We start from the raw sequence: 24,945 nt of genomic DNA, 5'->3' as shown, positions 1-24,945 counted from the left end.
CTATTTTTTACATATTACGGGCTCCCAGGCAGGCCACCCCTTCAAAACTTTTATATCTTGTAAGTCGTTAATAGTCAATAATTTACGGAAACATGAACAAGTTTGTCAAAATCATCGTCGCCATCTTCCTTGTAGCCTTGATTTGCTACATCCCCTTTTATATAGTCGTGTTCAAGATCCTCCCCGAACGCGACCCGGACAACCAATTCAACCGCGCCAATATTTTGCAGGTGCTCTCCGGCGAAACCCGCGTCTTCTATGAAGACGGCGAAAACCTGCTCGGAGCATTCTTTGACGCGAACCACCGCGTGTACGTACCCTACGGCGATATTCCGGTCAACTTGATCAACGCCCTTATCGCCGCCGAAGACTCCCGTTACTGGACCCACAACGGTTACGACCTCAAGGGTTTCATGCGCGCCATGGTCAATAACATCAAATCAGGGCGTGTCAGCCAGGGCGGATCCTCACTCACGCAGCAAGCGGTCAAGAACATTTTTGGTCGCGAAGAGCGTAGCGTCAAGGAAAAACTCAAGGAATTTTTGAACGCGCTCCGCATGGAGAAGCATTTTACCAAGGAAGACATCCTGGAATTTTACCTGAATCAGTTCCACGTTTCGGGTACGGGCAAGGGTGTGGCTATCGCAGCCCAGTACTTCTTTAACAAGGAACTCAAGGACTTGACGCTTGCCGAATGCGCATTCATCGCAGGCTCGGTGAAGGGACCGTTCAACTACGATCCGTTCATCCAGCGCACCGAAGAACGCAGGCAAAAGGCAATCGAACGCGGCGAGACACGACTCCGCTACGTGCTCGGACGCATGGTCGAAGAAGGCTACATCGAGCAGGCCGACATGGATGCAGCCACCGCAAAGCCCTTGGAATTCAACCACGGCAACTTCCGCTTCACAATGAGCACGACGCTCGAACGCTTGGAAGAACGCCTCGACAGCGACTTTTTCCACGAACTTTTCCAAAAGGAAGGCATCGAAGACTGGCGCAAAGCTCAGCTCGAAATCACGACAACTTTGAACGCCAAGTCGCAGGACGCCGCCAAACGCGCATTGCAGACAAACATCAGCAACTTGCAATTACAGCTCGGTGGCTTTGTACTCCCGAAGGCGCAATTTGCAAACCGCGCCCGCACCGCTCGCAAGGGCGATTACCTCTACGGCGCCGTGGATAGCGTTTTCTACGATACAACCGGCAGGCTGCAATCGCTCAAGTTGAACTTCGGACAGCTCAAGGGCATTGTCACGGAGCAATCCGTGAATGACTTTGCCAAGCTCGCCGGTGGCGATGTGAACAAGATTCTCGCGACCCAGCTCAAGCCGGGCGCCATTCTCCTCGTGAGCATTATTGACGAAACCCCGATTGACGGTTATGCCCAGTGCAAGATTGAAACGGAACCGGTGCTGCAAGGCGCACTCGTCGCCATCCAGAACGGCAAGGTACTCGCGAGCCAAGGCGGATTCCACAACACGGGATTTGACCGTAGCTTCAAGGCACTCCGCCAACTCGGTTCTAGCTGGAAGCCGATTCTTTATGCTCTCGCCCTCAAGTACCACTGGAACTACCTCGACAATCTTGAAAACGAATTCAACGCTTTCCAGTACGGGAACCAGTTCTACTTCCCGCGCCCGGACCACAAGAACAAGGGTGACGTTGTCAGCATTGCATGGGCCGCTACGCGTTCCGAAAACATCGCAAGTATTTGGCTTTTGGAACACCTGTTGGACAAGCTCTCGGACAAGGAATTCGAAGACGTGGCCCGTGAAAACGGCTTTGCCCGCAATCCGGATGAAGAACGCATCAAGTTCGTGGAACGTTTGCGCGACAAGTTCGGCCTCATGATGAAGGAAGACGTCAAGCGCGAAATCGAATTCACGAAGGCACGCGATGCGCTCGTGGAACGTTATATGAACGACGGCAAGGTATTGCAGGCCCGCGCCGTGCAGAACTTGCGCTACGGCACGTTTACGGACATTGGTTTGAAACAAGCGAAGCGCGATCCGAAAATCACGAAGTACGTGAACCACAACTTCAAGCGTTACTCTGAAATCTGGCGCGCCCGCGAAATACAGGAACTCGACCCGGATGAATCGACAAAGCTCTTGCCGCTCGATTCCGTACAGCTGATTGAAAACTTTACGCTTGCCGACTTTAAACGTTTGAACGCCATGATTGAACCGGTCGATAGCGATGCAGATTACTTTGACATGGCTCATCTGCGTTACTGGCCGGATTACCGCCGTGCGCTTGCGATGGCCGACTACGCCCGCTTCGCAAACGAAATCGGCATCCACCAAAAATTGCAGAAAGTGTTCAGTATGCCACTCGGCGTGAACGACATTACTCTTGCCGAAATCACGACCGCCTACCAGACGCTCCTCACAGGCAAGATTTTCAAATGCAAGGACGCTAACTGGACCGAAGCCTGCTTTATCAAGGAAATCAAGAACCGCGACGGCCGTACGATTTTCAGGAACAAAATGGAATCGATGACGGTGCTTGACGATACCGTGACAACGCAGATGGGCGTGATGTTGCGCTCCGTGTTCACAAACGGTACGGCACACAGCCAGCTCACCGCACTGAGCGTCAAGAATCCAGATGGGGCCTCAAAGCTCCGTTACCCGGTAATGGGCAAGACGGGTACGACAAACGATTACCGCAACGTGGCATTCCTTGGTGCGCTCCCGACGTACGTCAAGGAAAAGAACGGCATTGCACTGGATTCCGTGATTGCCATTGGTAGCTATGTGGGCTTTGACGACAACAAGCCTTTGAAATCGGGACGCACGCGTATTGCAGGCGCCTCGGGTGGTTTGCCACAATGGGCTTCGTTTGCGAAGGAAGAAATCGACATTCTCGGCATTCCGAAGCAAATCGACTTCCTAGACATTTCGATGATCGCCACGGGCGAAGTGCCGCTGATGCTGACAAACGAACGTGGAGAACTCACGGTGGACCCGATGACCGGTGAAGCTTTGGTGAACGGCGAAAAAGGCCGCCCGCTCCCGTGGCTCGATGTGCCAGGATTCACACCACCGCAAGTGCAAAAGATAGCCGCCGAAACAATTGCAAAATCTGGAATTGTCGTGAGCTTGCCGATGCCGCAGACAACACCGAGTAACGCACAGCCGGGTGCAGCAGGCGCCGAGAACGCAACGCCAACGGCCGCACCGCAAACGCAAGCAAGCGCTACGACGCCGGCCGAGACCGCACAAAATGCAACAGCGCAAGCTGGGACAGCGCCAATCACAAGTGCGCCGAAGCCGCAGCAAGTCATCCCTGCTGATGCAAGGCCAGTTTCAGAAGTCATGAAGGCAGATTCCATCAAGAAGGCAACGGAAGCCGCAAAGCAGATTCCGCTTGATCCGCAGCAGACGTTCACACCAGTTCAGCCGCCAAAACCGCAGGCAGCCATGCCCAAGGATGATGACTGGGATTTGCCCGAAAACTTCAGCAGCAAAAATGCATTCGTACCCATCGAAGCCGATGCTGAGTAACAATTAGTTATCAGCTGTTGGTCATTAGTCAATAGCTAAGCAGCTGAAGCCATCACGGCTTCTAACAACTAATGACCAATGACTATTGACTGCACTAGGTTTTACACATTCTAATTATTATCTTTGATAACGCAGGAATATTGAACTTTTTCGGAGTGTTTCATGTCTAAATCAACGGTTTTCGTTCAGGCAGCCACATTCGCCGCAGCGTTCTCGCTCACCGCATGCATCGGGACAAGTCAATGCCCATCTCCAGACGTAAAGCCCACAGAAACTCCGTTCACTAAAGTCATCGGGCAAGATACAGTCCAGTCTGCAGAAACGCAGACCGGCAAGTATTCCGAGATGCAGGTCGTCACCGGCGATAGCGCTTCGCAGATTCTCGACCAATTCAAGCTCTCAACGCCCGACCAAATTTTGACTCCGGAACAGACGCCGACCATTCTCGTACAAACTCGAGTCGATACGGTCTTGATGATGTTGCCGCCATGCGACAAGACGCATTTTTCGCATTGCACACTCGAAACGACGATGGACCCGTACAAGGCATTCCCAGCACTCGCCAATTACGTCTTTAGTTACGCCGACACTCTCAGCCGCGCAGGCCAAACGGACTCCGCCTCCGTCATCTTGAACAGCTTCTCGACTATGGCTCCGATGTGGGAAAAATGGCAAGCGCATTCAGACACGCTCCGCAAAGCTTTCGGCAAGCGCCGCGAAGAAAAGGCAAAAGAATTTGAGTCAATGGCACTCCAGATTCAGAACATGAACCGCGTGCAAGCCTCATACAGCATGGTCGCCGAAACCGCAGACAGTTTGATTGCGCAGCTCGCTCCGGGAGACTCACTTGCAAACTGGGCTAAAGACCAAAAGAAAATCGCTTATACGAACACACTCAAGAAAGCATCGAAAGAATTTAACGAAATCAAGGTTCTCGCCGACGAAAAGGCACAATTCGCCGAAGCCCGTAAGCAGACCGAAACATTCCGCATCCGCTACCGCGATTTCGAAGACACACTCCATGTGCAGGCATTCCTGAATCATGTTGACGAACTTGAAAAGGCTACCGATTCCGAGACCGCCAAAATGTGGGAAAAGCAAGACCCTGAAAAGGCGCTCGCCCAGGCCGACACGCTCATCGCAAACGAGAAGTTCGACAAGGCAAAAGATTTGCTCAACAAGCTCAAGACGAGCAAACTCCGCAAAGAAGCAAACGAAAAGTACATCGTCCTTGCCGATGCCTACTGCAACAAACAGCGCAAAACAACATCGCAGATTTTTGCCAAGTCCTTGAAGCAAACGGACGAAGAAAAGAAAAAGAAATTGCTGAACGACGCCATCGCTCCACTCGACAAATGCCTTGCGGAATTCCCGGAAACAACGCAGCGCGAAAAAGTCGAAAGCAACAGAAAGTTTATTGAAAAGGAACTCGCCAAGTGACAGACTGGTGGAATTACGCCCAGTACCCGGCGTTCTTTATTTTGGGTGCAGTCGTAAGCCTTATCAACAGCATCGCAGGCGGAGGATCTACACTTAGCCTCCCCATCATGATTTTCCTTGGGCTCCCCGCGACCGTCGCCAACGGCACGAACCGCATCGGACTCATCATCGGGAATTTCAGCAGCGCCTACAATCTTGCGCGTCACGGCTACCTGAACAAGAAGATATTCTTCCAGCTACTGCTGCCGACATTCTTCGGCGCACTCCTTGGCGCATGCTTCTTGGTCCGCATTGGAGACAAGCTCTTCCAGGCAATTCTCGCCGTCGTGATTTGCCTTGTGGTCATCATGAGCAACTTGCGCAAGGACATTCTCGGAAAGCCTCCCGAGAACCCGCCCGAAAAACTCACCGTCAAAGGCGCCATCGGATTTTTCGCCATCGCTGTCTATGGATGCATTGTGCAGGTGGGCGTTGGGTTCGTGCAAATATTTGGACTCACGCGGTACACCGGACTAGACCCAATTCACGTGAACGCCGTCAAGAATGCACTTACGAACGTGTTCCTGATCGTAAGCACAGTGGCACTCGGCATCGCAGGGAAAATTGACTGGCCAATAGCGATTATCATGGCCGCAGGCGCATGGCTCGGCGGCTACCTCGGCAGTTTCACGCAACGCAAAAAAGGCAACAAGTTCATCCAGCGATTCATCAGCATTTGCAGCATCGGCATGGCAATCGCGCTCGTGGTGGACTTGGTGATGAAATAAGTATTTTTCTCATCAATCAAGGAATTTCCGAACATTTCGATTTATATCAACATCAATTGTATAAAAAATAGAATCGGATCTATTTGAATAAAGATTATTTTCAGTATATAAATTTTTCCTTACACCAAGTAAACTATCTCGGAAGAGTGCATAAAACTGTAATTTGGGGGTAACGAACTTTTTTAAAATCAAATCTCCCCTAGCCTTGGTCGTTTCCACCATCCCTGACAATTCATAATAAGCAGAATCAACCTTTCTAAACTCGCAATCATCGCATAATTCAATAATAGGAATGAAATTATTTTTCCACACATCCACAATCTTTATTTGTTTCATACTATAAATAGGATTCATTGTTTTTATATAAAAATAAGATAATCCATTGCCCAAATACAATAATTCAAAGGATATACCCTTTTCTCGACAAAAAGAAAACTCACCTTCATAAACCCGATGTTCAGACGAACTATTTCCACGATAGAATTTTGACTCTATCACTTTTTTCGCCTCACGTTCATTATAACCAACATCCTCTCTATGAAATGATACGATCACAGTATCATAGTAGGGAACTTTTAAACTATATGTTGATTTTGCAATCTCATTCGCTTCTTCTCCAATTAAGATAATAGAATCCTTTTCAAACCAATTTGACAAAATTTTTTTTTGAATATTTTTAGGGAAAATTTCCTTAATTCTTTTAATTGGAGTAGAAAAGGGAATATCATCAACAATCCCAGCCTTGGCACTATCTTGTAATATAATATTTTTAAAATTCACAAACTTATAGCAAACATTTCCATAAATTAACGGTGCAGAATCTTTTTGAAAATACTTTTCATTTAAACGTTTTTCCACACATGCCGCAACAGCCGCTTCATTAGACACATTTGCAGCTAGATGAAATTCTTTTTCATCTGAATAAAAAAAAGTCATTTGCTCTTTTAGATTTTCATTTTTCAAGTAATTACAATAAACTAGCACAGCCGTACATAAAAGTATTTCAAAAGCAAAAAAAATAAGTATAAAATTTTTCATGAAGCCATTTCTATGAATCACAACATACCCCTTGCAATTTGTAACATTCAACAATGATTTATTGAAATATAAATTTTTTTTCAACAGCAAAAAAAGATCCATAAATTTAAGATTCTTTTTTTGAACTTTCCCACCCTTGCTTTTCACAACGGAGCCTTGCATCGCAGACTTTAAGCGATTCGCCAAGCCCAAAAACCAACGCTTCATCAGCATTTGCAGCATCGGCATGGCAATCGCGCTTGTTGTTGACCTAGTGATGAAATAACTCTAGCTCACCGGATTTCTGTGACTTTCGAAGAGTTGCCGTAGATTCACGGCATCTCTTTTTTCTTGTTCCGTTTTGAGGTCTTCCATGATTTGTGCGAAATAAGCGGCGCGCCCTGTATCTTTTGCAAGGAAGGCGTCTTCGTAACTGTCTTGAGCTACTGCAATTACTTCTGGATTAAAGTTGGGCATAAACCCATACTTTTTACAAGCAGCAATCATATCGTCATCGTTTATGCTGCTGTAGTCAAAATTCGTGCGCTTAAGGAGCATGACCATATCGCCAACGATTTCGATGAGCACATTTTCAGAAGATGAAAAACGCGACCGTAAAAAACTGCAATATACAGCCACATCGTACATCTTTTTGTACATAAAATAATCTTTCAAAAAGCGGAAGCAATGGATCATATCGCTAGAGCGATACGTGTACTTCATGGCAGAAACGATTTCCTTGAGCAAGTTCTCCCAACGGCCTTCGGCACTGCAAAGCATCGCATACAAGATCCTGCATTTTGCAGAAGTCGGATTCCACTGGACCGCTTCGGTGACGCCCTTCAACGCCGTAGAGTAGTCGCCCAAATCCAATGCAGCAAGCGCATATTGGCGGTAAATCCAGTCCATCGGGCAGACGACGCTGACGTTCTTTACCTGTTGCGACGGGTTCTGGTAAAAATGCTGATAAAGCACCCATTCCATTTCGTCCGAAATAGCGACATAGCAAACATCATCGCTAGACACAAATGGATGTTCTTTAAGCACCTGCATTAGCGGTTCAAGAATTTTGAGAGACTTTTCGTAATCCTCATTCTTATACGCATCTAGGGACAAACTCAAAATTTCCATCACGCCTTTTCGACCGCCAACATCTTCGAGTTTCTTGCTCATGATGGCGGACTTTATTTGGAAGAGGTCTTCCTGATTTTTGGCGTCTTCGATAGATAACATACATAAATAATGTACATTCATTAGCCGTTTAAAACAATAGCATTCATCGGCAACACCAAACGCATTAGCACTTAAGCGTTGGTTTTTGCTTTGCGAATTTTCGATTTCTGTTTCCGACGTTTCTTTTTCGGCTTTAGGCGTTCGCCAAGGCCTGCTCGCAGTTCACCTTCTAATGCAGAATCACCCGCAGCAAGGAGTTCCTTTTGCGGGCGTTTGAGCTTTTTAATGCGAGCCTCTAGGCGGAGCGCTTCTTCGCGAGTTTCAAGTTCGAATGTTTGTAAAATGCATTCCGGCGGGAACGCTTTGGTAAACCTCGCGCCACGCCCACTGCAATGCTCTTCATAGCGGGCGTTGACATCCACGGCATAGCCCGTGTAAATGCGGTCACCCTTGCAACGGAGCATATAGACGTAGTGAGCTTTGGTCATTACCGTATATGGAGATGCCGGCATGCTTCGACTACGCTCAGCACAGGCTGCGGCCGGCATGACATTCCTAAGTTCTAAACTCCACCAACTATTCTTTCTTAGATACGATACTCATGTAAATGGTACCGAGGATGGCGGCACTAAAGCTTCCAAGGAGGATACCAAGCTTTGCAGAATCCTTGTTTGCACCGTCCTCAAAAGCAAGGCCAGTGACAAAGAGAGCCATCGTAAATCCGATACCGGCAAGCATGCCACCACCCCAAAGGACCTTCCAGGAGTAGCTCGGCTTCTTGGAAACGCCAATCTTCACAGAGAGGAGGCTGAAGAGGAAAATACCAATCGGCTTACCGAAGATGAGAGCGAGAGCCACAGCACCAAGCACAGGCACGTCAAGGCCACCGAGCTTGATTTCGACACCGGCATTTGCAAGCGCAAAAATCGGCATGATGCCAAAGTTTACCCAAGGCACAAGCATCTTGTACAAACGTTCCTGCAAGGAGACACTTTCGCTTGCCCCGCGCTTGAGCATCGTAAATACTTCATATTGTTCGTTGCGGTCCTTCGTCTCGCCCGAAAGCACGTTGCCTACGCCACTTGCAAACTGGGCCACCACGCCTTTCGCCACCACGGCCTTTGCGGGCACGGAGAGGCCAAGGAGCACGCCAGCAATCGTCGGGTGCACACCGGACTTGACAAAGAACGCCCACACGGCAATACCCGTGAAATGGAGCAGCAGCATGTTGCGCACGCCAATGCGGAAGAACACGTTGAACAAGGCAAGGAGCACAAAAGCCATTCCAAGAGCACTAAAGTTGATGCCGTCGCCGCTCGGGTAGCCAATCGCAATCACTAGAATCGCGCCGATATCGTCCGCAATAGCAAGGGTCAAAATCATCACGCGGAGCGCATGCGGCACCTTCTTGCCGAGAATCGCCATGCAGCCCACCACAAACGCGATATCCGTCGCCGTCGGGATTCCCCAGCCATGTGACGTACCCTGAGGGCAGAGCGTGAGGTAGATAAGCGCCGGGAAAAGCATACCGCCAGCAGCCGCGATAATCGGGAGGCTTGCCGCCTTCGGGTCGCGCAGTTCGCCGTAGGTCATTTCGCCTTTGACTTCAAGTCCGATATTGAAGAAGAATATCGTCATCAACGCATCGTTGATGAACCAGTGCAAGTCGCCAGTGCCCACCCAGCTGCCTATCGTCACCACGAACGGCAAATGCCAAAAGTGCTCGTACGATGACGGACTCAGGTTCGCCCAGATGAGAGCCGCAAGCGTCATAATGATAAGCACTATGCCGCCCGTCGTCTCCACCTTCATCAGGCGCTCGATTGGGGTGATAATCTTACGTACCGGGGTTTCCGGAAACATATCTTCAATTTTATCGCTGCTTGTTACTCGTGCTGACATATGTTTTCAATATAGATAACTTTTTACATTTTTTTGGAGCCGTACCGCCGTTGTAACAGATAAATAGGAATAAAACTACAAGTCCGTTACAAGAACATCGCAAGCACGTCCTTCAGTTTTTCAATACTGACCGGCTTTGCAATATGCTCGTTCATGCCCGCCTCGAAAGAAGCCTTGCGGTCTTCGTCAAATGCGTTAGCGGTCATGGCGATAATCGGGATTTCGGCAACATCCTTGTTTTCGAACGCGCGGATGCGCTTTGTCGCCTCGTAACCGTCCATCACCGGCATGCGAACGTCCATCAAAACGACGTCAAACGGCCTCGATTTTGCCTTTGCAAGCATTTTCACGGCAATATCGCCATCTTCCACCGCCGTCACGATAAAACCATTGTCCTGGAGGATTTCCATCGTGATTTCGCGGTTGAGGATATTGTCTTCGACAAGGAGAATTCTCTTTCCTGCAAATCCGGAGTTGGCAGTATCATTGCTTTCGTCGTTTTTCTTCGACTGCACGAGCTTGAACTCGAACGTCATCGTGACTTCGGTACCGACATTCAAGCGGCTCGCAATTTCAATCTGGCCACCCATCATCTCGACGGAGTTCTTCGTGATGGCAAGTCCAAGGCCCATGCCGCGGACATCTCTCGACACTGCAGATTCTCTCGTAAACGGTTCATAGACCGTCTTGAGGAACTCTTCGCTCATGCCGATACCGTTATCCTTGATGCGGAACTCGTAGGCCGCATAGCTAGACTTCGTGAGCGGAGTTTCCTTGACGCTCATCGAGACAGAGCCACCTTCCTTCGTAAACTTGATCGCGTTCGAAAGCACCTTGAGGAGCACCTGGCGCAAGCGTTCCTTGTCGCAAACGACTTCGTCATCATTGATGCCGACGCAATCCAGCTCAAACTTGAGGTCCTTCGCCTGCAAGTCATTGCGGATATCGCGTTCCACCTCATGAACGACTTCAAACAAGTGCATCGGAGCTTCCTTGAGGTCGAACTTGCCCGATTCAATACGGCTCATGTCGAGAATGTCGTTGATAATCGAAAGCAGGCGATCGGAGCTCTGGTCAATTTTCACAAGGCAATCCTTGACGCGTTCGCTATCCCCCAAATGCGCAGACGCAATCGAGGTAAGGCCGATAACGGCATTGAGCGGCGTACGGATTTCATGACTTATGCTATTGAGGAATTCCTTCTTGGCACTGTTTGCGGCCTGTGCTGCCGAGAGCGCCTGTTTCAAAGCCTCAGCCTGCGTTTCGAGCTGTTCCTTCTGCTCCAGCTGCAAACGAGTGGATTCATCGACACTGATAAAGCCCGCCACGATCTGGTTCTGCGCATCAGGAGCCTTACCCGCCATCACAAACTTGAGCTGCCAATATTCAACCACACCATTGATAATCATGCGGTAGTTGACATAATAGGCGCCCTTCGCCGCAAGCTTTTCACTCACAACTTCGCTAGACGTCATTTCCATAAACATCTTGCGGTCATCGGGATGCACAAGCGTATTTGCAATCAGCTTTAAGCGGTCCTCAAAATTTCCAACTTTTTTCCAGTTCGGATTATCCGCCCAGTTATTCTTCTTGACGTAATAAAGATGATCTTCACGTGTAGAGGGATTGATAAAGCTCACGAGCGTAAAGTCTTCCGAAAGGCCCTTGATTACCGAAAGTCTTTCACGTTCGGCTTCGATAGCGACCTTTTCGTCGTTCACGTCTTCAACACCAATAAGCACATAGCCATCGCCCTTACCATCAGCAAGGCCAATCAGCGTATGACGCAGCCACACCCAGTTGCCATTGATGAACCAGCGCATGTCCACCACTTTTCTAGACTCATTCGGGCCCATCATCTCCAGGAAAGCGTCCTTGTTGAACACGCTATGGCAAAGTTCCAAATCATCCTTGTGGATTTTCGTGAGCTCATCATTGTTCATGATGTCGTACAGCGAAACGTTACAGTCAAACCGGCTGAGGATTTCCTTGTACAGATCGTTCATGGCACTCGGGTAAACAACATACGATCCCGATTCCGGATTCACGTAGTAAATGTGAATAAAGTTCTTGGACAAAAGACCGAGAAGTTTCATCTGCATGTAGCGCACCTTGCCCACTTCGTCTTGTTTCATACGTTCAGTCTCGTTCACAATGCTTCGGATGGCCACACGGCGGAGCAACACAAAATAAGCCGCAAAAAACACGAGCACTACAATGCCAAAGCAAAGAAGGATAAAGCGGACTTTATGGATTGCCGACATCGCCACCTTTTCAGGAGACGAAATCACAATACTCCAGTGATTCACTGCCAAAGGCTTGTAATAGAAACAGTTCGATTCTTCCCAGTAGTTTTCGAAGCAGGCTTCACCAGAAGCGCCAGCAAGGACGCTATCCACAAGGGCAGAGAACAAGCCCTTTTCATTATCCATCTCGTTCTTGTAATCATGGACGCTCTTCAGCGAATCGTGCTTGGTATCTGCAATCAGGCGGCCATCGTCGCGATTGATGACGTACACGTACATTTTACGGTCATAGCGCTTGTCCTTGCGCAAGTATTGATGGATCAAGCCCAAACTGAAATTCCAGTAGGCCACAGCAACCGTATGACCATGACTTTTAATCGGCACAAAATGGTACAAGAGCTTTTCTTCTTGCTTATCGCTTTCAAGGCGCACCGTCACATGCGGATTCGGCGTTGCCTCCTGTTCAAAGGACAACTTCATTTTCGAGGAACTCGTTACCACGCCATCTGGCAAAATCACCGTATCGCCCGGCAAGAGAATGCTGATTTTCTGGTCGCGCAAAAACGGCTGCATTTCACCCAATTTCGGCTGCAGGCTATCCACAGAATAATCGCCACGGTCCCCCAAGGCATCCGCCACAAACTGGAGCGCTCCACCGTAATGCAGGTTATTCATTATAAATTCGTTCGACGCCACCTCGGCATATTCACGAAGTCTATTGAAGCAACCGTCTTCAACGATTTTCAAAACCTTTTGGCAGATAAACAAAAAAACAAAAGCCGTCACCACAAAAAGAATTACAGCAAAAACAAGGTGATCCTTATGCATCACCTTGTCATTATGGGTACCATCAATATTTTTCAGCATTCAGTCATCACTTCTTGAGGAATCTTGACAAAATATACTTCATTTTGTCAATGTCAATAGGTTTCGAAATGTGTTCATCCATGCCTGCATCAAGGGCCGCCTTGCGGTCTTCTTCAAAGGCATTTGCCGTCATGGCGACAATCGGTATGCGGGACTGATAACCTGCCGGAAGCATGCGGATTGCACGCGTTGCCGCAAAGCCATCCATTATAGGCATCTGCACATCCATGAGCACAAGATCGTACTGCCCGGGCTTTGCATTTTGCATAAGTTCCACAGCCTGTTTTCCATTTTCCGCCGTAAACACAATAAATCCGTTGTCGTCAAGAATATCGCATGCAATCTGGCGGTTCATTTCGTTATCTTCGACAAGCAAAATCTTTTTGCCCTTGAAGCTGAAATCACCGATCTGCATTTGGGAACCGACACTCTTTTTGCCATGCAACTTGAAGTCGATACTCAAGACAACTTCAGTACCTTTATTCTCTTCGCTAAAGATCTGAATGCTGCCGCCCATCATCTCGACAATGTTCTTCGTGATGGACATTCCAAGGCCAGTTCCTTGAATACCGCTCACCGTCGAAGAATTGGCGCGCGTAAACGGCTCGTAAATCGTCTTCAGGAATTTTTCGCTCATGCCCATGCCGTTATCGCGAATACGGATTTCAAATCGAGCCGAATTCGGCTTTTCCGATTCCCGTTCGTCCACCACCATTGTAACCGAGCCGCCCTCTTGCGTGTACTTGATAGCATTCGAAAGGACATTCAAAATCACCTGATTCAGTCGCAGCTTGTCGCACACGATTCCTGAATCATAGATATTCATATTCACATCAAACGAGAGTTTCTTCGTATCGACGTCGGCCTGCACAATGTCCTTGAGGGCGTTGATAATTTCAATCAGGTCTTCGTCTTTTTCCGAAAGCACAACCTTGCCCGATTCGATACGGCTCATGTCGAGCACATCGTTAATGAGCGAGAGCAAATGATTGGAACTCTGGCCAAGCTTGCGCAAGTAATCGAGAACCACTTCCTTTTCATCAATGTGTGCCATGGCAAGGCCCGTAAAGCCCACGATTGCATTCATCGGCGTACGGATATCATGGCTCATGTTCGAGAGGAACGTCGTCTTTGCACGATCCGAAGACTGCGCCATCGAAAGCGCCTTTTGCAACATGATCTGCTGCTTTTCAAGCAAGTCGTTCTGCTCGGCAATCTTTGCATCCAGTTCCAGTTTTTCAACCTGGTCATCGCTCAACAGCAAGAACGAAAGCACAAACGAGACAACCTCGCCATCGTCATTGCGTTCGATAGTCGTGAACTTTGCACGCAGCCATTCACCGCTTGCGATCTTGAATTCCAGTTCGCGCTGGTCGGTCCCCTTCAAGAACTTTTGCACATAGAACAGGTTCGACAGCTTCAGCCAATCCTGCTGGAATTCGTCTGAGACAATACTGCTGATTTGCTTGATTTCGGAAGAGTACGAACTGTACAGCGGGCGTTTCTCGACCCACGAGACATTCGAAGATTTAATGGTGCGGAACGAATTGTCTTCGACATTCACAAAGTAGATGGACACGTAATCATCGTACAGGATGTCGTTCACAAAGTCCTTGAGGATGAGGTCGTCCTTTTCGGCAAAGCCAAGCGCAACAGCCTTCGGCTTATCGAATTCATCGCCCACCTTCACGAACTTCATTTCGCAATAGTGCGGCCTGCCATCGACATTCCCGCGATACGTCGTGATAAAAGTCTTCTGCCGAACAAGTTGCTTTTTAATATTGTCAAGCGTTCCGGCCTCGTGCATCATCTGCCGATCACGTTCCCAAACAACACCATCGACATATTCTTCAAAGGCCTTGGAATACGAAACACCCGAACGGAAACGACGACCAAACAGCGACTCCGATTCCTTGTTCATCGAATACGGCGTAATCGCATCCTTTTCAAGATCAATGTAATAAACAGAAGAATATTCCGACGCCAAGACATCAATGATTTCCAGGTCCTGTTCAATCTTCTTCTGATGCATACGCACCGTGCGGATCTGTTCATCCTTGTCGGCAAAGCCAATCACAAAAGCTTTTTGCCCCTTGTTGACGGCAACGACCTTGCATTCGCAGAACTTGTCCAAATAGCTCACAAACTCAAAACTCGTGACGCCCTTCTTTTGCAAGAGCGAATTGAGACTTTTGGCCGAAAGTTTTTTCAGCACGGCATCCTGATATTCAGGAGCGACAACTTTATTGACGATATGATTAATCGCACCACTATAAGTAAATTCACCCAGAGAATCGCCAAGCATCTTCTGGATGTTCGCGTTCAGCTTGTGCGCTGTCACCAGGTCGTATTCCAGGTCGCAATAGAAAATACACGAGTAGTCCGACGCCAAGAGCGAAGTCACAGCGGCATCTTCGTCCATGCGCTTTCTGCGGTTGATTTCGTTTTCAGCAAAACTCGCGACGAGCTTGAGTACAGCAAAATTCTTCTGCGATTCCTTGGGGTTGTCTAAAACAAGGAAACTGTAACGCTGTTCATTCGAAGCAATCGTCGAAACGCTTATGCTCTTGATATCTAGAACCGGCAACGAGCTGTACAGCCTTTCCCAGACACCGTATTCATCATCCTGCGATTCGAGATAGACGGCGTCCATATCGCCCACGGATTCAATCCACGGATTGATCATCTCCAATGGAATATGCTGGAGCCCCGCCTTGTTGGGCCTCACGCCCTTGCGGCACCATTCATACGTGCTACTGAGGAATTCCCTTTCCTTGTCGCATTCCAGGATATACGCCCTGTCGGCATCGTAATAAGAGGCAAGCGTTGCAAGCAGTTCTTCGATAGCGTCCTTGGAACGATTTTCCTTATAGAGAACATCGATGCAGTCGCGAATTGCGGCATCCTGTTTCTGCTGTTCCGAGACGTTATAAGCGACCAACATCGCCTGGTATTCATTCAGGATTTCGTTCTTAGAAACGTAGCAGACAAAACGGCTGTAATGCCAGCCGATATGCGGCGAATAAAAACGGCAAGTGTATTCAGGGATGGAATCACCTTTCTTGACCTGGTCAATGAGCGACTTTGCCGAGAGGTGCTGCACAAAAGCCTTACGGTAATCCTTATCTACGAGCTGGTCTGCAATCTTCTCGATAATCGCATCGTAATGCGGGAAGTCTTCGCCAAACGAATCGCTCACATCGACGGACTTGCCTTCAATAATCTGGATAAAGGGGCGAGAGACTTTGCCCTCGGAAAGGTTAACCTTGAAATAGCTATACGCCTTGTCGAGAATCGCCTTTCCATAAAGTTTTTCGTTGAGGGCACTCTGCAAGCGTTCGCGCTTTGTATCAAGATCCATCGTCTTGATTTCGTCACGCAACTCTTCTTCGGTGGTCTTCTGGATTAGCGCAAGCTCAGTGATATCCTTGTGCCAGCCTTCAAGCCTCACACCTTTCTTATAGTGAAAATTACGGGTTCCACCACAACGGACAAAACGGACACGGCCATCGGGAGCATGCCAAGGGTACTGAATTTCAGGCGCCTCGCCTGCACTCATCTTGTCGACATACGCCTTGACTTCGGCAAAATGCTCCGGGTCGATATTATCAAACCAGGCATGGAAAATATCCTCGGCAGAGACACCCTCTTCAAGCCCAAGCAACTTGAGCATGGTCGGATTCGCAGTCATACGTGGAGCGCAGCCGTCATCAATTTCGACAGCCCAAAGCCCTATGCCTACCCCGTCCAAAATATTTGTCGTCAACGGTATCGAGTGTTCATCAGCCATAAATTGCTTCCCATATCCTATCTTATAAAAATAATACGTTTTATTATTAAAATTTCAAATCAGTGAAAATATTTATGTCAAGCTAAACAACACTTTCTCCGGACATTTAAACCACTTTTCCAGAAAAAAGTTCAAAAACAAAAATCCGGATGTCTTGCGGCATCCGGACTTTTTTTCCATATACAGACTCTATTAGAAGAATGCAGGCGGCCAACGCGGGTTCTTCGAGGACATATCGATCTTGTAGAAGTCCTTCTCGAAGCGGCCATCGTCCATGCCGTACATCTGCATCACGTGGCGAGCAATCCACTTGCCGAGCTTGAGCACGGTGAGCTTCTTACGGAGACGGCCCTGGCAGTCACGGTTCATGATATCCGGGAGCGTAGAGGTCGTGAGGATTTCGTCGATAGCCGGGCTGTTGAGCTTTTCGCGGGCTTCGGCACTGGTGTGGAAGTGCGTGACACCGAAGCAGACGCGGTTCGGGTTACCCTTCTTGATGTGTTCGCAGCACTGCACGATCGTCGTACCGGTACGGACCATGTCGTCGAACACGATCACGTCCTTGCCTTCGATTTCTTCGATGCTGATATCAGAGAGTTCCGGGTTGAAGGTCATGCTGATTTCACGTTCGCCAGTACGGACCTTGTCCATAACGACGCGCTTGCATTCCGGGAGCTGGAGAGCGTCGAACACGGCGTTCATGAACGGGCGTGCGCCCTTGTCCGGGGAGACGATCACGAGGTTGTTGCCGTCCTTACCGGTCTGAACAAAGTTGCTGTTCTTGATGTAGTGGGCGTAAACGTCCGTCGGGATCAAGTTGTGGAAGTTGCCTTCGAAAATTTCGTTGAAGAGGTTCTGCACCTTGATGCTGTGGTTGTGGCAAGTGACAACGGCATCGACACCAGCAGTCTTCAAAAGCTGAGCGTAAAGGAGGCTCGTGAATGCCTGGCCGTCGAACTTCTTGAGGTCGATGTCCGGGCGATCCTTTTCGAGTTCACCGATGCGGTGCGGGCCGCGATCCTGGGCGCTGTAGAAGAGGTCCGGTTCAACCAAGACGACCTGTTCTGCACCGTTGTCCTTGGCGGCGCGAGCGAGGATGCAGTTACGCATGGCGTAGTCGTTACGGCTACGTTCATGGTTAGAAACAGAGCAAATCAAGACAATCTTGCCTTCCAGGCGCTTGCCGATATGTTCCAAGTCGTCCATATCCAGCATGTAGCGGGGGCAGAATTCGGAGTTGGCGAAAGTCTTCAGGGAGACCACGTCGGAGATATCTTCACGGAGGCCGATGTACTGAGCCATGTCGATGGCAAACGGATCATCGGTAAAGTTGCCGGTCACGATAAAACGATCTGACATTTTCCTAGCCTTGATTTAAGGGTTGTTTTTTGTGTTATTGCCAAATATAGTTAGAATCTATCCACGTTTCAAGTTTAAGGGCGAGAAATTTGCCAAATGCAAAAAAGCCCCGGCTTAACGCCGAGGCTCTTTTTAGATACTTTGTTCTAAAAAGACGGTCGCAGTCGCGACGTTCGCCTTACTTAGCGTTGCGCTACTTCGTAGCGCAGTCCTAAGCGGCTCGGTCATGCCGGCAAGCAAGCTTGCCGTCGCGACTCTCGCCTGATTAGGCCTTCTTGCAGCCCTTCTTGCAAGCAGCCTTCTTAGCCGGAGCCTTGGCACCCTTGCGCGGATCGCCAGCGTAGACAGCAGCCTTGCCGAGTTCTTCTTCGATGCGGAGGAGGCGGTTGTACTTGCAGACGCGGTCCGTACGAGAGAGGGAACCAGTCTTGATCTGGCCAGCGGCAGTACCGACGGCGAGGTCAGCAATGAAGGTGTCTTCGGTTTCGCCAGAACGGTGAGAAACGATCGGAGCATAGCCTTCAACCTGAGCGCGCTTGATAGCAGCGAGGGTTTCAGAAACAGAACCGACCTGGTTCACCTTGATAAGGATAGCGTTAGCGATGCCAGCCTTGATGCCTTCGTCGAAGATGGTCGGGTTGGTAACGAACAGGTCGTCACCAACGAGGTTGATCTTGCCACCGAGCTTGTCGGTAAGAACCTTCCAACCTGCCCAGTCAGCTTCATCGAGACCGTCTTCAATGGAGAAGATGGAGTACTTGTCGATGAGCTTTTCATAGAGCTTGACCATTTCAGCAGACTTGAGGGTCTTCTTGGTGCTCTTCTTGAAGGTGTAGGTAACAGCCTTGGAGCCTTCCTTTTCAGTTTCCTTGTCGCAGAATTCGGAAGAAGCAACGTCAAGAGCGATCTTGATGTCCTTGCCGAAAACGTAACCAGCGTTTTCAGTAGCGGTCTTCAAAGCAGCGAGAGCCTTTTCGAGGGTCATCACGTCCTTGATTTCGTAACCGAACTTGTTCTTAGCCGGCTTGATAGCAACGCCAGGAGCAAAGCCACCTTCGTCACCAACCGTCGTGTCGAAACCACCCTTCTTGAGGACAGCCTTAAGAGCGTGGAAGATTTCGGTCACCATCTGGAGACCCTTGGAGAAAGTCTTAGCGCCAACCGGAGCGATCATGAATTCCTGGAAGTCGATCGGAGCGGAAGAGTGAGCACCACCGTTGATCACGTTGCACATCGGGCACGGGAGGGTGAGCTTTTCAGTGCCATGGAGCTTAGCGATGTACTGGTAAAGCGGAAGGCCAGCATCCTTAGCAGCAGCAACGCAGACAGCCATGGAAACGCCGAGGATAGCGTTTGCACCGAGCGTGTTCTTGAGCATGCGGTTGCCGTCGAGTTCGATCATAGCGTCATCAACTTCAGTCTGCTTGGACGGATCCATGCCAACGATCTTCTTAGCGATCTTGGTGTTGACGTTCTTCACGGCAGTGAGAGTGCCCTTGCCGAGATAGGTCTTCTTGTCGCCATCGCGGAGTTCGCAAGCTTCGCGTTCACCAGTGGAAGCACCACTCGGAACAGCTGCGTGACCAACGATACCGTTGTCAAGAGTGACATCGACTTCGAGAGACGGATTGCCACGGGAATCCAAAATCTGACGAGCCCAAACTTTAGCGATTTTAGCCATTTTATTAACCTTCTGTTAAAGTGAAAATTTTTTGTGCTTTAAATATAAAAAAGTGGTTAGTGATTCGTGGTTAGTGGTTAGAAAAAAATGTGAAGATTTAGTTATTAGAGGTTAGTAGGACGCTGGTTGGTAATTCTCACGAGCGCTCCCAAATCAATCCACAACAAAGCCTCTCGGGAAAAACTCCCTTTCTGCAATAGGAATTTTTCAACCTCTGCATCCAACGAGTCCTGCAAATCCAGTGCAGATTCTTGAGCAAAAGTTTGTGCCACAAAAATTACTTTTCTACAACATGCCCCGAGAGTTCACGGAAATCGCCTGTTTTATACAAGGTAATTCCAGGCGAAACCAAGTGAAACACGGACTGTTCTGCAAGCGTTTCCACATTGAACTCAAAGGAATCCAGACGATTGCGGTAGCTGTCCGTAGAATTGTCGAACGAAACCATGTAAGGCGGGTGCGGAATCTTGCCCTGGTTCGCAAGCAAAATCAGCTCGACACCGACCCTGTCATTAGAAACAACCCACGCATCCACAGGCGGGATTTTTTTCACGAGCGACATTAAAATTTGTCTATAACGGGCATGCGCACGCGGTTCCTGCATAAAGTCATAAGGGCTCGCATGCGAGGCATCAGTCGCTTCGAACACCTCAAGCCCCACATTCTTGAGACCTTTCAAGCGGTCCCTCGACCACATGCTCATGTGATACGGAGAAACAAAGGCTATCCGCGTCAAGCCTTTTTTCTTCAGAAAACGCCCGACAATGCGTCCCGGGAACTCACCAAAAGCGAGGTTAAAAAAAGCAAACCGCTTTTCTTTTTTCAACGCACGCGGAATGTCGTACAGCGGGTGCTCCCACCACACAGCCACAGGGAAACGCGTTGTCGCAAGTTTTGCAAATAGTTTATTGATATCGAATACGAGCATCGTCGAGACAACGGCTCCAAAGCAGCCTCGGCATTCTTCCAGCTTGATGCGGTTGCCGTTCGCATCCAAAAATGCGCCCTCTTCTTCGTAATAGCCAAGCGCCTTTACGTTCAAGTTATTGCGATGCGCTTCCACATACACTTTTTGCATAAACGAAAGTTCGCGTTCGCCAAGACAATTAAAATCCCCGTTAGGGTTGCAGCGCATAATCAGGAGAATTTCTTTTGTCTTAGAAACCGCCAACCGGGCATCGACAAAATAATAACGCCCTTGCCCCCTGCGTTCCAAAATTCCCTTTGCATGCAATGATTCCAGTGTACGCCGCATGGTCCCCAACGTCGTCGCATAAGACTGACACATATCCTTGATTGATGGAAGCGGGCGATTAACCGAAATCTTTCCCGACTTCCAGTCCTCCAGCAGCAATCGCTCTACGCGTTCCGTTTCGAGTTCATGCGCAGGCACCTCGATTTTAGGTTTCGCCCCCCAAAAGTAGCCGTTGCCATGTTCTGCATAAATCTTCCCCTGAGACGCTAGCTTCTTGTATGCACGGAAAACGGTAAACGTCGACGCCCCCGAAGATGCAGCCACCTCGCGCACGGACGGGAGCCGGTCCCCATCCTTATAGCCAACAGATTCAATCCACTTGCAAAAATCTTCGATTGTCATAAAAACTCACCCGCCTCTTTTATAACACTAGATACACTATAACACGAACATACAAAAATTTCAGCTACAGGGAACGCCTAGTAACCTAATTTAAGTAAGGAAACAAAATACAATCTTTGAATATCGAGGCTACTATGTTCAAATCACTACTCTTCACATTAGGGATCTTGCCTATGACTGCTTTAGCATTCCAAGTCGGCGCCTGGGTCGGTGGCCCCGGCCAATACCCGCAGCCCACCCAAGAAAACGTGCAAGCATTCCAGGATTTGCAGGGCACGCATGTTGACCTCATCAGCTACTTTGCGCTTTTCGACATGAACGACTGGAACGCAACCGAGGAATTCGCAAATGTTGCGAAAGACAACGGCTCCACGCTTGTGGTGACCTGGATGGCAAACGGCTACAACGCCCAAGACCTGGTGGACGGAAAAGCCGACGAATACATCCGTGACTATGCCAAGGGCGTTAAAGGCTACGGCGAAGAAATCTGGCTCAGGCCGCTCCACGAAGCAAACGGCGACTGGTACGACTGGGGCGTAGGCAAGGCTGGCGCCGGCAACACCGATGCAAACGTCGCCGAAGCATTCCGCCATATCGTGAAAATTTTCAAAGAAGAAGGCGTAACGAACGTCAAATGGGTATGGACCACCAACGCCTCAAACGCAGGAAAGGGTTCCACGCTTACTGGCAACTACCCTGGCGACGAATACGTGGACTACATCTCCATCGACGGCTACAACTGGGGCAAATGCCAGAGCTGGTCTAGCTGGCAGACGTTCTCGCAGGTGTTCAAAAAATCCTACGACGCACTCGCCAAGATCAACAAGCCGCTCTTTATCGCTGAAATTTCCAGCTCCGAGCTCGGCGGTAACAAGGCCGAATGGATTACCGACATGTTCGAGCACTTTGCAACAGACTTCTCCCGCGTATTTGCGGTGATGTGGTTCAGCCAGAGCAAGGAAGATAACGAAGGCGACTGGGCGCTCAACACCTCGCAGGCCGCAGTTGATGCATGGAAGGCGGGCATTGCAAAGATGAAAGCCATCGACAACACAGCACTCAAGCCGACCGGAAGGGCATCCAACAGTTCCTTTCGCCTGCAAGACGGCAAGCTCTACATGCAGACCGGCAAAGCATTAAAGGCAAGCGTCGTGCAGTTTGACTACCAGGGCCGCGTCCTGTGGCAGAGCCCGGTGCAGCACTTTTCCGCGGGCGTACACGCTATCGACGCTCCCAAGGCAAACGCACAAAGCATTTACAAGTTATCCGTGAAGCGCTAAACAAAACTTATTCATAAAACTCCTTGGACAACCCCCATTCTAGCTCCTTCAAAACGCTAGAGTGGGGATTTTTTATCCCCAGCTGAGCCATATCGTCATAAACTTATCGTAGACTTCATAAACACCTTGGCTATTCGTAACAATCTGCTTTTCGAGCAAGGCAGTTAACGCCTTTTGGACACTACTTGCAGAAAGGCTGTATTTCTTTAAGAACTGACGGCCTGTAATTTGCGAAACACGCCCTTCTTTTCCGATTGCAATGAGGAGCATTTTTTGCGGGGGCGTCAAAAGGAACAGCATATTCTTGTATATCTCTGAATTTTCCTCAACGATATCCTCTACTGTTTCTTCCAATCGAGCAACATTAAAAGAACAGCCTTTTTCTGTAATGGAATAGGCATAATTCATGATTTTCTGGATGTACCACGTCACACCGCCAAATCGCGCATAAGCCTCATGAATTGAATCGTCATCAATCTTTCGTCCATTCTTTTCAAAGTGGTACTTTATAAATTCAGAATACTTACCTTCGGGAATTACATCCAAGTTCATAATGGACACACTTTGGTAAAAAGGACGCGCCGCCGATACAAAAATTTCGCCCATCATTGTCCGTTCAGAACCCGCAAAGACAAAATTCGCATTATGGCAATTCTGTATATAAGTGCGTAAAGTCGCTTCAATATTCTTTTCCGGATAGCTCGAAATAGACTGGAACTCGTCTATAGCAATCAAGCACGGCTTATCAGCATTTTCAATATACGCAAAAATTTCTTCCAATGTAATTGCAGGAGTTTGGACATCGCCAAGTTCGACATTCCACGATGGCAATCCTTGCACGTCAAAAGAAATCCCAGCCCGCAAGGATTTTACGGCATCAACAAAAGATTCAATAGCCTTCTTGCCGCGTGGCTTTAACGCATTCACAATCTGGCGTCCCATCTCATAGACGAAATCGCCAAGATTCTTGGTCGCGTAAATATCAATTATAAAGGTGTTATAACTACGGACGATTTTCGGTTGCGCAAAGCAGTGCCTAATGAGCCCAGTCTTTCCCATGCGGCGTGAAGATATCAACGCCACATTATTGCCATTCGTAAGCAAACGTGTGAGTTTCTTAGTTTCTTCTTCACGGTCACAGAAATACTCTGCACTCAAATAACCAGATGTCAAAAAAGGATTGATTACGGCATTATCCATAGCGAAACCTCGTCTATACCGTAAATATACAATTTTTATCCAAAAAGGATTATCTTTTTTGGATAATCCTAATCGGATAATGAAGATTCCCGCTCGGAGGCGGGGATGACAACACTCGGCATTCCGCATAAATGCAGAAAAGGCTCCGCATAAGCGGAGCCCTTCTCTAGGATAATTCTGTGCTTGCGCGCAGGAATTAGAAACGGAAGTGAGCGAAAGCCTTGTTGGCTTCGGCCATCTTGTGCGTATCGTTCTTCTTGCGGACTGCGTTGCCTTCGCTGTTCTTAGCGGCAACGAGTTCTGCTGCAAGACGTTCTGCCATGTTGGCTTCGTTGCGGTTACGAGCTGCATCGAGGAGCCAGCGGAGAGCGAGAGCCTTGGCGCGATCCGGAGCAACTTCCATCGGGACCTGGTAGTTTGCACCACCAACGCGACGGGACTTGACTTCGACACGCGGCTTGATGTTTTCAAGGCAGAGTTCGAACTTTTCGAGCGGAGTTTCCTTACCTTCAACCTTCTTGTCGAGGAGGTCAAGAGCGGTATAGACGATCTGTTCAGCGATGGTCTTCTTACCCTGCTTGAGAACGACACCGACGAGTTCGGTAACGAGGGTGGACTTGAAACGCGGATCCGGGAGGATGGAGCGATGGAGAGCCTTTCTTCTTCTAGACATAGATTACTTCCTTACTTCTTGGCCGGAGCGGCACCTTTCTTCTTAACACCGTACTTGGAGCGGCCGTTCTGACGGCCGTTGACTGCCTGAGTATCGAGCGTACCACGGATGATGTGGTAGCGAACACCCGGAACGTCCTTCACACGACCACCGCGGATGAGCACGATGGAGTGTTCCTGGAGGTTGTGGCCTTCACCCGGGATGTAAGCGGTAACTTCCATCTTGTTGGAGAGGCGCACACGGGCAATCTTACGAAGAGCGGAGTTCGGCTTCTTCGGGGTGCTGGTGTAAACACGGGTGCAAACGCCGCGCTTCTGGGGGCAGGACTTCAAAGCTACGGAAGCGGTCCTGTTGCTGATCTGTTCACGTCCGTTACGGACGAGCTGTTGAATAGTTGGCACTGTTTAATCTCCTAGATTTTGGAGTGCAAATATAGTTTTA

16 protein-coding genes are annotated in these 24,945 nt (G+C 49.0%); 4 read left to right on the top strand and 12 right to left on the bottom strand.

What is annotated here, in order from left to right; translation table 11 throughout:
* Window positions 1-92 precede the first annotated feature (92 nt).
* The 3 genes from B7991_RS06475 to B7991_RS06465 all read left to right on the top strand — a co-directional run bounded on the left by B7991_RS06475 (window position 93) and on the right by B7991_RS06465 (window position 5,719).
* A complete protein-coding gene (locus B7991_RS06475; protein ID WP_088630101.1) occupies window positions 93-3,512 on the top strand; it encodes a transglycosylase domain-containing protein in 3,420 nt (1,139 codons plus the stop codon).
* A 162-nt stretch (window positions 3,513-3,674) separates the two neighbouring features.
* Complete coding sequence (locus B7991_RS06470) at window positions 3,675-4,952, top strand: hypothetical protein (RefSeq protein ID WP_088630100.1); 1,278 nt, start codon at window positions 3,675-3,677, stop codon at window positions 4,950-4,952.
* Window positions 4,949-5,719, top strand: a complete 771-nt coding sequence (locus tag B7991_RS06465; protein ID WP_088630099.1) for a sulfite exporter TauE/SafE family protein — start codon at window positions 4,949-4,951, stop codon at window positions 5,717-5,719. The genes B7991_RS06470 and B7991_RS06465 overlap by 4 nt, the downstream gene beginning before the upstream one ends.
* Before the next feature lie 12 nt (window positions 5,720-5,731).
* Here B7991_RS06465 and B7991_RS06460 read toward each other — a convergent pair whose 3' ends face one another.
* The 9 genes from B7991_RS06460 to B7991_RS06420 all read right to left on the bottom strand — a co-directional run bounded on the left by B7991_RS06460 (window position 5,732) and on the right by B7991_RS06420 (window position 21,351).
* Entirely contained in the window at window positions 5,732-6,985 is a 1,254-nt protein-coding gene (locus B7991_RS06460; protein WP_217898043.1) for a hypothetical protein, read from the bottom strand.
* 39 nt (window positions 6,986-7,024) lie between these two features.
* Window positions 7,025-7,969 (bottom strand): hypothetical protein, encoded by a 945-nt coding sequence (locus B7991_RS06455; RefSeq protein WP_088630097.1) that lies wholly within the window; start codon window positions 7,967-7,969, stop codon window positions 7,025-7,027.
* Between the two features lie 71 nt (window positions 7,970-8,040).
* Window positions 8,041-8,397 (bottom strand): GIY-YIG nuclease family protein, encoded by a 357-nt coding sequence (locus B7991_RS06450; RefSeq protein WP_254917871.1) that lies wholly within the window; start codon window positions 8,395-8,397, stop codon window positions 8,041-8,043.
* A gap of 88 nt (window positions 8,398-8,485) precedes the next feature.
* Window positions 8,486-9,772 (bottom strand): Na+/H+ antiporter NhaA, encoded by a 1,287-nt coding sequence (gene nhaA, locus B7991_RS06445; protein WP_254917870.1) that lies wholly within the window; start codon window positions 9,770-9,772, stop codon window positions 8,486-8,488.
* A gap of 125 nt (window positions 9,773-9,897) precedes the next feature.
* A complete protein-coding gene (locus tag B7991_RS06440) occupies window positions 9,898-12,924 on the bottom strand; it encodes a response regulator (RefSeq protein ID WP_088630094.1) in 3,027 nt (1,008 codons plus the stop codon).
* Between the two features lie 7 nt (window positions 12,925-12,931).
* Window positions 12,932-16,714 carry an ATP-binding protein gene (locus B7991_RS06435; RefSeq protein ID WP_088630093.1) on the bottom strand — a complete coding sequence of 1,261 codons (3,783 nt, stop codon included), beginning with the start codon at window positions 16,712-16,714 and terminating at the stop codon, window positions 12,932-12,934.
* 192 nt (window positions 16,715-16,906) lie between these two features.
* Window positions 16,907-18,073: a ribose-phosphate pyrophosphokinase gene (locus B7991_RS06430; protein ID WP_014545977.1), complete on the bottom strand. Its 1,167-nt coding sequence runs from the start codon at window positions 18,071-18,073 to the stop codon at window positions 16,907-16,909.
* Between the two features lie 265 nt (window positions 18,074-18,338).
* Window positions 18,339-19,754, bottom strand: coding sequence for a phosphopyruvate hydratase (gene eno, locus B7991_RS06425; protein WP_088630092.1), 1,416 nt, complete (start codon window positions 19,752-19,754; stop codon window positions 18,339-18,341).
* A gap of 277 nt (window positions 19,755-20,031) precedes the next feature.
* Entirely contained in the window at window positions 20,032-21,351 is a 1,320-nt protein-coding gene (locus B7991_RS06420; protein ID WP_088630091.1) for a GntR family transcriptional regulator, read from the bottom strand.
* 173 nt (window positions 21,352-21,524) lie between these two features.
* Here B7991_RS06420 and B7991_RS06415 point away from each other — a divergent pair, with 173 nt between their 5' ends.
* Window positions 21,525-22,631, top strand: coding sequence for a glycoside hydrolase family 26 protein (locus B7991_RS06415; protein WP_254917869.1), 1,107 nt, complete (start codon window positions 21,525-21,527; stop codon window positions 22,629-22,631).
* A gap of 72 nt (window positions 22,632-22,703) precedes the next feature.
* Here B7991_RS06415 and B7991_RS06410 read toward each other — a convergent pair whose 3' ends face one another.
* From B7991_RS06410 to rpsL, 3 genes are all read right to left on the bottom strand, one after another.
* Window positions 22,704-23,831, bottom strand: coding sequence for an ATP-binding protein (locus B7991_RS06410; protein ID WP_088630089.1), 1,128 nt, complete (start codon window positions 23,829-23,831; stop codon window positions 22,704-22,706).
* A gap of 196 nt (window positions 23,832-24,027) precedes the next feature.
* Window positions 24,028-24,504, bottom strand: coding sequence for a 30S ribosomal protein S7 (gene rpsG, locus B7991_RS06405; RefSeq protein ID WP_073424720.1), 477 nt, complete (start codon window positions 24,502-24,504; stop codon window positions 24,028-24,030).
* A gap of 11 nt (window positions 24,505-24,515) precedes the next feature.
* Complete coding sequence (rpsL, locus tag B7991_RS06400; RefSeq protein WP_015731968.1) at window positions 24,516-24,905, bottom strand: 30S ribosomal protein S12; 390 nt, start codon at window positions 24,903-24,905, stop codon at window positions 24,516-24,518.
* Window positions 24,906-24,945: the final 40 nt, after the last annotated feature.

This window comes from Fibrobacter sp. UWB3 (assembly GCF_002210405.1).
Taxonomy (GTDB): Bacteria; Fibrobacterota; Fibrobacteria; order Fibrobacterales; family Fibrobacteraceae; genus Fibrobacter.
The sequence above is the reverse complement of the archived record's forward strand: the minus strand, read 5'-3'. Positions and strand labels throughout refer to the sequence as shown.

Bases quoted from the DNA above. Each gene is read 5' to 3' on its own strand.
- B7991_RS06420 (WP_088630091.1), bottom strand. From the start codon at position 21,351: ATGACAATCGAAGATTTTTGCAAGTGGATTGAATCTGTTGGCTATAAG.
- B7991_RS06440 (WP_088630094.1), bottom strand. From the start codon at position 12,924: ATGCTGAAAAATATTGATGGTACCCATAATGACAAGGTGATGCATAAG.
- B7991_RS06415 (WP_254917869.1), top strand. From the start codon at position 21,525: ATGACTGCTTTAGCATTCCAAGTCGGCGCCTGGGTCGGTGGCCCCGGC.
- B7991_RS06460 (WP_217898043.1), bottom strand. From the start codon at position 6,985: ATGCCGATGCTGCAAATGCTGATGAAGCGTTGGTTTTTGGGCTTGGCG.
- rpsG (WP_073424720.1), bottom strand. From the start codon at position 24,504: ATGTCTAGAAGAAGAAAGGCTCTCCATCGCTCCATCCTCCCGGATCCG.
- B7991_RS06430 (WP_014545977.1), bottom strand. From the start codon at position 18,073: ATGTCAGATCGTTTTATCGTGACCGGCAACTTTACCGATGATCCGTTT.
- nhaA (WP_254917870.1), bottom strand. From the start codon at position 9,772: ATGTTTCCGGAAACCCCGGTACGTAAGATTATCACCCCAATCGAGCGC.
- B7991_RS06450 (WP_254917871.1), bottom strand. From the start codon at position 8,397: ATGACCAAAGCTCACTACGTCTATATGCTCCGTTGCAAGGGTGACCGC.
- B7991_RS06410 (WP_088630089.1), bottom strand. From the start codon at position 23,831: ATGGATAATGCCGTAATCAATCCTTTTTTGACATCTGGTTATTTGAGT.
- B7991_RS06470 (WP_088630100.1), top strand. From the start codon at position 3,675: ATGTCTAAATCAACGGTTTTCGTTCAGGCAGCCACATTCGCCGCAGCG.
- B7991_RS06475 (WP_088630101.1), top strand. From the start codon at position 93: ATGAACAAGTTTGTCAAAATCATCGTCGCCATCTTCCTTGTAGCCTTG.
- eno (WP_088630092.1), bottom strand. From the start codon at position 19,754: ATGGCTAAAATCGCTAAAGTTTGGGCTCGTCAGATTTTGGATTCCCGT.
- B7991_RS06455 (WP_088630097.1), bottom strand. From the start codon at position 7,969: ATGTTATCTATCGAAGACGCCAAAAATCAGGAAGACCTCTTCCAAATA.
- B7991_RS06435 (WP_088630093.1), bottom strand. From the start codon at position 16,714: ATGGCTGATGAACACTCGATACCGTTGACGACAAATATTTTGGACGGG.